Here is a 9468-nt window from a genome sequence, read left to right as displayed (position 1 = left end):
CCCTCTGATGAGGAACGAACTGCTTTTTTTCTTTATCTCATGCTTTTTCCATTTGGCAGATCCACTTCGTTCAAAAGTAAGGCTTTTGCAGTGCTCTCTTATTGTTACGTTTTGCAATTTCAAAAGCCTCCTCCGAACAAGGGAACCAATCTACCGGATTGTACGCATGTTGCAGCAAATACGGCGACTTTTCCTTTGGCTAACAACAAAAAGAAAAACCCATGTCTCTTGACATAAGTTTTGATTATGATTTTGACAACCCATCTTTGCTGTTTTAGTTGCCGATTTTGGTAGGCCTTGGGTGGGAAACAATCTCCTGACTTCATCGCTGCCTTCGCTGAGCTCTCCTGCATTTGTCACCACTTACATAGACTTAGCAATTCGGAATCCAAGGTCATCGATGGTAAATGTCGGGTGACTGCGACGACGACACGTAGCCCCACAACCTCTGGCCTCTTCAGCCCAGCTGCCACCACGAAAAATTCGGTAGGAGCCATATACGTTCTGATCGTATAAATCCCAGCACCACTCCCAAACATTCCCTAGCATATCGTACAGCCCCCATGCATTCGGTTCCTTTCTTCCTACTTCATGGGTCGTGCCAGCTGAATTTTCGTCATACCAGGCAATCTTATCAAGCTCTCCGTATCTGTATCCAGTAGTTCCTGCTTTACATGCGTACTGCCATTCCGCTTCGGAAGGGAGGCGATAGCCATCTGCTTCCCAATCACAGATGATATTTTCACCATCATTACTTATCAAATAACACTCTTTCAAACCAACTTTCTGAGAAAGTAGATTACAAAAAGAAATGGCGTCGTTCCATGAAATATTCACAACCGGATTTTGATCTCCGTCATATGAAATAGATGATTTCTGTGAAAAGGCAAAATAAAGTTCCTTAGTGACAGGATACCGTGCAAGAAGAAACGGTTGTATGTTAACCTTCCATTTAGATGTTGTTCGATCGTCCCTTAAATCTATTTCTCCACCAGGAACTTTTATCATCGGATAATCAGCAAGACTCTGTACTACATTTGACACTCCATCTTCCTCCTAATCTCACCTGTGTTAACTGCTGCTCAATTTATCAATAGCTTCTTTTTCATTTGACAAGAAAAAGATATCCTTCCCCTTGTTACACTCATAGATGAAATCCTTCAAGCTTTCACTTGAAAAGATAGAAAAATCACCAACGATTGCAACTTTCTTTCGATAATTTATGAATTTTTGTAATATTTCTCCTGCAAGCCGTGTTTTTAAATCGAAAAAGTCCTCACTTAATGCCGATCGATTTAAAATGATACGATCACATCCTGCTTCAAATTGTACAGTTGCCATTAAATCTAAAGCCGACTGAACATCAGTTATCAATATTTCGTTGTTTTCAACGACGGCCATTTCTACATCGTTCTTTTTGATTGTAATTATTTTCATATTCATCCTCCATGCATCATTCAACTTTTAGTTAATCTTCTGACATAATCCTCACAGATATATCGATTATCCTCATTATTCAATGGAGGGATATTCGCTACTCTAAAGAAGCTTAGTCCAACCACCATCGCCAAGAGGCCGTAAGCAGCGCTTTTGGAATCGTCCACCTTCATTTGCCCCGAGATGTTGCCGTAATCAAAGATCCTCGCAATGCCGTGAAGATCTTCCATATAGCTTTTGGATACTACCTCTTGTAAATTGCGATCCAATACAGCTTTGGAGAAGAACTGAAGAAAAAGTTTCGCTTGATCTTCATGCGGGATAAACATCCTCTCAATCCCATCAAGTTCCGAAACATTGACCGTCTTTTGCCTATCATCGCTATATGGCGGGAGGATGTGCTTCAACGTGACATCGATCATTTCCTCTGCTTTCATTGTTTTCTGGATTTCTGATTGGATCTTTAAGCCATAATAGGCTATGAACGACTTAAAAGCTTCTATGATTAAGTTATCTTTATTCTTAAAATAATAAGTGACAACGCCCTTTGAGCAACCCGCATACTCAGCAACTTTATCCAGAGTCATGCCATCAATCCCGTGTCTGCTGATACAAATGAGTGTGGCGTTAATAACGTCTGCTCGACGTTTTGGCTCCATTCCTACTTTAGGCATTTTTCTCCTCCTCGTTCATCCGAGTTTTTTTATACCGTATGGTCAGAATAAATAAAATGTAACCTTAATTTTCATTTATGTCAAACCAGGATTCGATTCATATATGGAGCCTAGGGGGATATATGACTCTTGATTAAACTTGCTGACAATGCTTACTCGACAAGGACAACCTAGAATGTATCCCTGCAAGTAAAAGTGCTATAATTAAAAGAATCAAGATGCAATTCAGTCCACGAAAGGGAAGGAGAAACAGACATGAATACAACGCAATTGGAGCGTATCCGTACGGGAGAGGGCTTTATAGCGGCCTTGGACCAAAGCGGCGGAAGTACTCCTAAGGCTTTGCTGCAGTATGGCATTAAGGAAAACAGCTATTCAAATGAAGAAGAGATGTATGCATTGGTGCATGAGATGAGAACGCGTATTATTAAGAGTTTCGCGTTTGATTCCCGGTACATTTTGGGAGCGATTTTATTTGAAAACACAATGAATCGTTCCATTGACGGGCAATTTACAGCCGATTATCTTTGGGAGAAGAAAGGCATTGTGCCTTTTCTAAAAGTCGATAAAGGCCTCGCCGACCTTGAAAACGGGGTTCAGCTCATGAAGCCCATTTCCGGTTTAAACGACCTTCTGAAGCGGGCGGCTGAGCGAAACATCTTCGGGACGAAAATGCGCTCGCTTATTAAGGAAGCCAATCCTGCCGGAATCAAAAAAGTCGTTGAGCAGCAGTTTGCCATCGGTAAACAAATCGCCCAGATGGGGCTGGTTCCGATTATCGAACCGGAAGTTGATATCCACAGCGCAGATAAGGAAACATCGGAAAAACTATTAAAAGATGAGATATTCGATCAATTATCCAACCTTGGCAAAGATGTAAAAGTCATGCTAAAACTCTCCATACCGACGGAAAACAATTTCTACAGCGATTTAATGGAGGATCCTCGTGTTGTACGGGTTGTGGCTTTATCAGGCGGCTACACGCAAGCGGAAGCAAACGAAAAGCTGGGACATAATCATGGATTGATCGCCAGTTTCTCCCGTGCCTTATCGCAGGGACTAACCGTCGAGCAAACAGAGGATGAATTCAACACGATGCTTTCCAAAACCATTCGTGACATTTATGAAGCCTCCATCAAATAAGGGAGTTCACTTGGTCATTCAAGCGAATCCAACAAATAATAAACGACTCCGAACTTATTAAAAGCTCGGGGTCGTTGCTTGTTTGCTGACGAAGTCTATTCACTCATTGACCTTTCGCTGTTAGCAATGAGCTCTCCTTCGATAAAAACGGCATCTCTGCCGTTTTCTTATCTAACATTTTCCACACGATCTTTTTCTTCATCAAATTTCACACGACCGCTCTTTGTGTACATCTATGATAATGGCGCTTTATTATATCCTCTGTCTTCGTAAGGCTGCAATTTCTCCAGCCACCGCTTTTCCATTTGTTTAAGCTCCCAGCGCACGTCAGTAACTCCGTCAGCTTCCTTCTGCTCTAGTACCTCATAGGTGAAAGTATCAGCCCCTAGTACTTTCCAATCTTTTTGCAATTGGGCATTTGCGAATCTTCCCATGTCCAATTGCATCTGTAAGGTCATCCATTTGTTTTTCAGGTTGGGAAAGCTATCTACGTAGATTTTGCCATTAGCTTTGTTTGTTATTTGTATGGCACCCATGTAGGTCTTAATCTGTTTGTATTCTTCCTGAAGCTCCTTGCGCTTGTTCTTATCCATGCATGTTTCTCCTTTCTGGTCCTATCAATGATGACAACGATCACAAATACCGGGCGATAATCCGAACCAACTTTGCAGGAAACTCTGTTAGATTTGTAATATCCAAAAACTTTTCATTCCCATAGATTTGATTAATCACTTCCTTGTCCTGGCCAATTGCCGCTGCAAGAAATGTGATTCCTTTCCGTTCATATTCGGCTATGGTTTGTTGCATATCTTTGATTGCATAATTTCCGGTATAATCATCCATGGCTTTGGGTTGCCCATCACTTATGCTGATCAATAATTTGGTCTGTTGTAGTGAACCCGCTAATCGGTCTGCCATAATTCTGAGAGCCATTCCATCACGGTTATTACTTCTAGCACGAATCCCCATAAGTCTGAATCGGTCATGGGCATCTGTTTTATCAAAATCGGTATACGCATAAATCGACATTTGCTCCTGTTTGGACGCATCCGCGGTATCCCCATAGATCAATATGGGAATATGACACATTTGACAAAATTCATATACGGCTATCACTGCACGCTTTGCAGCTTCTAATCTCCCAAAAGCTGACATGGATGTTGACTCATCAACCCTTAGACCGACCGCAAGAGAGGCGGATTCTGTTGGAGGACGTTTCTTGGCAAAATACCTAAAATCTCGGTAAGCAACGCTATCCGCTTGAAATTTGCTGCCATAGAATTGATTCCTTGCAAATTCAGAGGAAATCTCATGTTCCAACAGCGGAAGTGTCTTTCTAGCAATCTCACGTACGACAGGCATGAGTTCCTTACTTAGACTGATATATTCCTGCTCAGATTCATAACCGTAATCCGGGCGGTGAACAATGAGCTTAACCTTTTTATGAATAGAATCGGATACAACCTCCCTTGCGTCGCGATTCAGCTTTTTACGGAAATCCCGATCTTTTTGTTTCGCATCGTCTGACATTGTTTCAGGATTTAACTGATGATATTTGGGAGTACCGTCATCCCCTATATCTGAACTTTCCATATCGGTAGAATCATCAGAAACGTCGGAAGTACTTTCGTCACTATCCGCAGATTTTTTTAGTACGATCCCCTGTTCCTCCACCTTCTTGTTGTGGTCAAAATCAGTATCGTCGATGTTTCCGCATGTTCTTATCTCTACCTCATCAAAAATTCTTTTTTTTTTAATTCCATCTCAATTTGATCTAAACCCGCTAACAAACCATGGCTTTTCAGTGCTTCTTCCAATAGTTTGATTTCTTCAGAATCGGTTGTAATCTTATAAATGACTTTATGATAAAGGGATTCTTTTGCTAAAGCACCTCCGGCAACGGCATCCGCCCAATAAAAAAATGAACGCATACCCGCCACGCCTTTAATTGCATTAGCACGGGCTGTTTTGTCCAAGATAATAATGATATCTGCTAAAACATCCAACACCTTTTCGTCCCTATAACCAGTTTTGGATATAGCCCGTTCAATCATGATTTCTTTGGTTGGCAGGTCCATTCTTTCCGTATGCTGAACTCTGTCACGCAGTGCTTCATTTAGCGGTCTAGTCCCTGCATAACTTCGGTTTGTTGTGATAACCGCTATGAAATCCGGGTGCCTGCGAATGATTTCTGTGGGAAGGTTAATGCTGCCATCCAGTTCTAAGGCAGAGTTGAGTGCCATTAACACCGCGGCATCCCGGATAACGGTTGGTTCTTGGATTTCCAGAAGATAGCCTTTTTGATAGGCTCTGACGATTTCGGAGGGGTAAAATCGATACTCAACCACATCGTCCTCCTTCAAAACGGATTGCTCCGCAGACTCCACCTGTTCTAATCGCTCAGATGAAATTACTGGCAAAATAGCGCCAATGATATCAGATTTATCCATATCGGCAAAACAAGTCACTTTCGTATAAGGCAGCCCGAATTCAGCCGACAATGCTTTGGCAAGTTGTGTTTTACCGGAACCGGCGTCACCTTCTAACAAAATATTGGCGATTTTCATTTCCCCTCGATGCCAGTTGCGCTTAATTTCTTTGCAAATACGCAGTTCTTCTTCACTTACCTTATGAGATAACGGCTTTTTCCAAATAAGTCCTTTTTCTATATCCGAGAGTTGTCTCGTTGGCGACAATTTATATTCTTCCTGATTGTTCATACCTTTTCACCTTTCCTAAATTGGTTAATACCCCATTTCCTTCAGAAGACTGGATAAGACACGAAGGCGTTCTCCAATCATTTCACCATCATCATTAAGGGCCTGAGCAAATAACTTAATATCATTATCAATCATGGGATTTTCTGCACACACGGAGACACTCATCGCATCTCCTTGCAGCCCAATGCGGTCAATCATCGTGTTATCAGGGTCATACATTTTCGGGAAACGATAGGCATCCTGAAAATATAAGCTGCTTCTGCAAATCAAAACGGCAAGGTCAAGAACACGGTGCATAGGCAACTCTTCCGACTGCCTTGACCATTTTTCCCCTGTGTATCTCCACACTTTTGCTGAGATCTCGACCTTCCCCCTATCATTCCACTGGGCCAATCCCAAGGATAAACCTTTTGCATCCGTATTCCGGGCATACCGGCCGTCAACCTGCTCATAATTTTCTGAAACGATAACAGGCTTATGTTTTAAAGTCGTTGGTATTTTCATTTTTTCCACACTCTCCATTTTATGAATTACTAATTTACTGATTTACTAATTTACTAAATATAAAATTTATATTAGACTGCATTTCGTCATCTGTCAATCCGGTTGTGCGACCAAAAATTGTTCTTGCGAAAGGTATTTTCTATCCACCCCGTACCAACTTATCTCTTTAAAATATAAAAAGCCGCAATCAAGCGGCTTTTAACATACCCCAATAAAAGGAAAAACCCCGCTATGACAGCAAGGCTAATGCGTGCAAAAAGGGTAAACCCAATTGACTAAGGCTACCCGTTAATTGTTGAACTAAAGTTTCCCCTAATTATTTTATTTTTGCTAATCCTAATGCTAGGTGCTCCCAAAGAACTCCTTCAACTAATTCCCCTTGACTCTCATCGCAATCGATAATCAGGATTACTTCTGAGTTTTTCCCTTTTAACACTCTCTTCTTCTTTTTATAAACTTTATATATGTATAAATCAATTAAAACACCAAGGACAAACCCTGAGACTGCTCCAATCAATCCCCAATAGATAGGCCCCCACTCAAGAACAAACCCTCTACTGGCACCTATTACTGAAAATATGACAGCAAGTCCCATTCCTTTTCCAATAAAAGAAACTCCGTCGGACTGATGGATGGTATCAAATAATTTACGTTCTACCGAACGATTATCTAACGGAACGGCAAATATATCTGTAATACCTTTTTCCTCTAATTTTGCTATAGCTAATTCAATGTAACTGGAATGTTCAAATGTGGAATAAATTTGCACTTATTTCACCTTATTTCCTTTCATTATCATAAAACCTGATGGTTGATAATTTTTCTTCAAGTAATTCTTTTGTTCTTGTTCGAATAATTTATTGTTTTCTACTGCGTTTGTATAAGAATCATAAATTGTAAAAAAATAAAAAGATGGTAAATATAAAAGCCATTGTGCATTTAATACACTTGTGGATTTCGAAATATTCCCTAAGAGCAAATAATGAAACGCTTCAAGAAAATGTGAATAAAAAACAATGATTACGGTCATCACGAGATTGAAGAAACCAAGGACGAATCTGTTGATATATAATTGTCCCACACTGGGTATTGTCAGTGAGCATAAAAAAGCGAGTAAAGGGTTCTTTTTGTCAAGGTAATTGATTTCTAGTGCACCAATACTAAATGTATTAAATGGCGCGTTTTCTCTTTCAGCAAGAAGATAAATTTTATTTAAATCCACCGTTGAGCGATAACTGTCCCAGATAGCAAAAATATAAACAGGAATGTATAAATGCATCATCTTTACATCTAGAACTGCTTTTGCTGATTCAATATCCCCCATAAACGAATAAACCATAGCTAAATTTAGATGTGTTATTTGATTGATAAATAGTTCCCATAAAAACAAGAGCATTCCTCGAATATATTTGGATAAAAGCAGGTGCCCGAATCCTGGGAAAGCCACAGACCAAAAAGCAACAATGTAAGGGCTTTTTAAATGTAGTTGTGTTGTCCCGAAGATACTTACATGAGCTTTATAACGACGATTATTATTAGTGTTTGTGAAATTATCCAATGTCTCACCCTTATCTGCACTTTCGAAACATTATTCCCAAATTATTGATACTTTAACAATACCAAAAAAAAACCCGCGCTAGGCGCGGATTCATTAGATCTAGCAACTTTTCGAGTTCTGTCTAAGCACTTTCTCGTCATGCGCTTCATATACCCGTTAATCACTACTTTCTTCGTTATTATTATGGCCCTGGTCTTGAGGCACCTTAACAGTTGCCGTTGCAATAGCTTTATTCCCCGCTAGGTCTGTAGCTATATACGTTATGGTATATACCCGTCCCGAACCATTACCTGTTCTTTCTGCACGAAGTTTAAAAGATGTATCAAACGTGCCATATTGTGCATCTTGAATATCGTCTGGTTCTACTTTCTCGTTACTTGAAATAGAAGTCAGCACGATGGAGTCGATTTGGGACACATCATCAATTGCATAAACACTGGCGGTAACTGTTACCAGCTTTTTATTCGCAGGCCACAAAGTGGTCTTATCCAATGCGATACTAAGCATTGGGGCTTCTTTATCAACCTTCAGCGATATCGATTTTACTGCTTCTTCATTCCCAGCTTGATCGATACTCTTGTATTCAAGAGAATGGACGCCGTAAACAGACCAAGTAACGGGCTGAGAATAAGTAGACCACCCAGATCCGTCGATACGATATACCGTTTGAGTGACCGATGTGTTATCAGTAGCCGCAAGCGTCACCGTCGGGCTCGAGATATACCAGCCGTTCTTTCCGTCAATTGGACTTGTAGCAGCGGTGGTAACCGGTGCCTGTGCGTCTAATTTAATGATCGTTGACTTTACTTTACCAGGAATTCCTTCCTCACCAACTCTGCGGTACTCAACAGTATGGGTACCATCCGTATTAACATTAATCGCCGAACTATATGTTGTCCAAGCCCCTTGATTTATACGGTATTCGATCTTGTTGTCTTCGGGTATTCCGTTCACAGTTTCGATGGTAACGTTAACCGGATGTATATACCAGCCATTTTGGCCGTCAGGTTGCTCAGGTGACACTTTTGCCTCAAGCTCCGCAATGACAGGTTGAACATGAAACGTGGCAGTGGCAATCGCGTCGGCATTTTGGCCACCGACAGTTACTTGATACGTCCCCGGAACTTCTTGGCTGGTCTTATAAGTAAACTGGAAAGCTCCACCTGGGCCACTCCTACTTTGATTCAAATAATCCAATTGATTCAATGGGCTTCTTACTTGTATGCTGACGATTTGCCCTTCCACTGAACCTAAATGGCCTGAAACCGTTGCGATTCGGGTGATGTTATCAAACGATGCGCTTACCGTCAAAGATGAAGCTATCGCAAGCGGAGCCATCATCCCGAAGCACAAAAGGAGCGATAAAATGATTATTGACCATCTTCTCAATCGTATTCCTCCTAATATAGGGATCTTTGAGTGCAGCTTCAAA

11 protein-coding genes and 1 pseudogene are annotated in these 9468 nt (G+C 41.0%); 1 reads left to right on the top strand and 11 read right to left on the bottom strand.

Features of this window, described 5'->3' with window-relative positions; genetic code table 11:
* Nucleotides 1–88: 88 nt before the first annotated feature.
* The 4 genes and pseudogenes from ASD40_RS36360 to ASD40_RS13550 form a co-directional block, all read right to left on the bottom strand.
* A pseudogene (locus tag ASD40_RS36360) lies at nucleotides 89–193 on the bottom strand (DUF255 domain-containing protein); the annotation flags it as partial.
* 170 nt (nucleotides 194–363) lie between these two features.
* On the bottom strand, nucleotides 364–1008 hold the full coding sequence (locus ASD40_RS13560) for a formylglycine-generating enzyme family protein (RefSeq protein WP_200957409.1): 645 nt from the start codon (nucleotides 1006–1008) through the stop codon (nucleotides 364–366).
* Nucleotides 1009–1071: 63 nt separating this feature from the next.
* Nucleotides 1072–1437, bottom strand: a complete 366-nt coding sequence (locus ASD40_RS13555) for a DUF4180 domain-containing protein (RefSeq protein ID WP_057303797.1) — start codon at nucleotides 1435–1437, stop codon at nucleotides 1072–1074.
* Nucleotides 1438–1457: 20 nt separating this feature from the next.
* Nucleotides 1458–2111: a TetR/AcrR family transcriptional regulator gene (locus ASD40_RS13550; RefSeq protein WP_057303796.1), complete on the bottom strand. Its 654-nt coding sequence runs from the start codon at nucleotides 2109–2111 to the stop codon at nucleotides 1458–1460.
* A gap of 255 nt (nucleotides 2112–2366) precedes the next feature.
* Between ASD40_RS13550 and ASD40_RS13545 the strand changes: the two genes are divergently transcribed.
* Nucleotides 2367–3254 carry a fructose bisphosphate aldolase gene (locus ASD40_RS13545; RefSeq protein WP_057303795.1) on the top strand — a complete coding sequence of 296 codons (888 nt, stop codon included), beginning with the start codon at nucleotides 2367–2369 and terminating at the stop codon, nucleotides 3252–3254.
* A 233-nt stretch (nucleotides 3255–3487) separates the two neighbouring features.
* Here the strand turns inward: ASD40_RS13545 and ASD40_RS13540 are convergent, their stop codons facing one another.
* The 7 genes from ASD40_RS13540 to ASD40_RS13510 form a co-directional block, all read right to left on the bottom strand.
* The gene (locus ASD40_RS13540; protein ID WP_057303794.1) at nucleotides 3488–3847 is read right to left on the bottom strand and encodes a GIY-YIG nuclease family protein; all 360 of its coding nucleotides are present in this window, start codon (nucleotides 3845–3847) and stop codon (nucleotides 3488–3490) included.
* Between the two features lie 40 nt (nucleotides 3848–3887).
* Nucleotides 3888–4847 (bottom strand): vWA domain-containing protein, encoded by a 960-nt coding sequence (locus ASD40_RS13535; protein WP_057303802.1) that lies wholly within the window; start codon nucleotides 4845–4847, stop codon nucleotides 3888–3890.
* A 134-nt stretch (nucleotides 4848–4981) separates the two neighbouring features.
* Nucleotides 4982–5974: an AAA family ATPase gene (locus ASD40_RS13530; RefSeq protein ID WP_057303793.1), complete on the bottom strand. Its 993-nt coding sequence runs from the start codon at nucleotides 5972–5974 to the stop codon at nucleotides 4982–4984.
* A gap of 24 nt (nucleotides 5975–5998) precedes the next feature.
* Nucleotides 5999–6478 carry a DUF6530 family protein gene (locus tag ASD40_RS13525; RefSeq protein ID WP_057303792.1) on the bottom strand — a complete coding sequence of 160 codons (480 nt, stop codon included), beginning with the start codon at nucleotides 6476–6478 and terminating at the stop codon, nucleotides 5999–6001.
* 316 nt (nucleotides 6479–6794) lie between these two features.
* Nucleotides 6795–7247: a hypothetical protein gene (locus ASD40_RS13520; RefSeq protein ID WP_057303791.1), complete on the bottom strand. Its 453-nt coding sequence runs from the start codon at nucleotides 7245–7247 to the stop codon at nucleotides 6795–6797.
* Entirely contained in the window at nucleotides 7248–8036 is a 789-nt protein-coding gene (locus ASD40_RS13515) for a hypothetical protein (protein ID WP_057303790.1), read from the bottom strand.
* A 156-nt stretch (nucleotides 8037–8192) separates the two neighbouring features.
* A complete protein-coding gene (locus ASD40_RS13510; RefSeq protein ID WP_057303789.1) occupies nucleotides 8193–9425 on the bottom strand; it encodes an OmpL47-type beta-barrel domain-containing protein in 1233 nt (410 codons plus the stop codon).
* Nucleotides 9426–9468 lie beyond the last annotated feature (43 nt).

The sequence above is a fragment of the Paenibacillus sp. Root444D2 genome (assembly GCF_001426375.1).
Taxonomy (GTDB): Bacteria; Bacillota; Bacilli; order Paenibacillales; family NBRC-103111; genus Paenibacillus_E.
The sequence above is the reverse complement of the archived record's forward strand: the minus strand, read 5'-3'. Positions and strand labels throughout refer to the sequence as shown.

Coding starts and splice junctions, on each gene's coding strand:
- ASD40_RS13540 (WP_057303794.1), bottom strand. CDS start 3,847: ATGGATAAGAACAAGCGCAAGGAGCTTCAGGAAGAATACAAACAGATT.
- ASD40_RS13535 (WP_057303802.1), bottom strand. CDS start 4,847: ATGGAAAGTTCAGATATAGGGGATGACGGTACTCCCAAATATCATCAG.
- ASD40_RS13525 (WP_057303792.1), bottom strand. CDS start 6,478: ATGAAAATACCAACGACTTTAAAACATAAGCCTGTTATCGTTTCAGAA.
- ASD40_RS13555 (WP_057303797.1), bottom strand. CDS start 1,437: ATGAAAATAATTACAATCAAAAAGAACGATGTAGAAATGGCCGTCGTT.
- ASD40_RS13550 (WP_057303796.1), bottom strand. CDS start 2,111: ATGCCTAAAGTAGGAATGGAGCCAAAACGTCGAGCAGACGTTATTAAC.
- ASD40_RS13545 (WP_057303795.1), top strand. CDS start 2,367: ATGAATACAACGCAATTGGAGCGTATCCGTACGGGAGAGGGCTTTATA.
- ASD40_RS13530 (WP_057303793.1), bottom strand. CDS start 5,974: ATGAACAATCAGGAAGAATATAAATTGTCGCCAACGAGACAACTCTCG.
- ASD40_RS13560 (WP_200957409.1), bottom strand. CDS start 1,008: ATGATAAAAGTTCCTGGTGGAGAAATAGATTTAAGGGACGATCGAACA.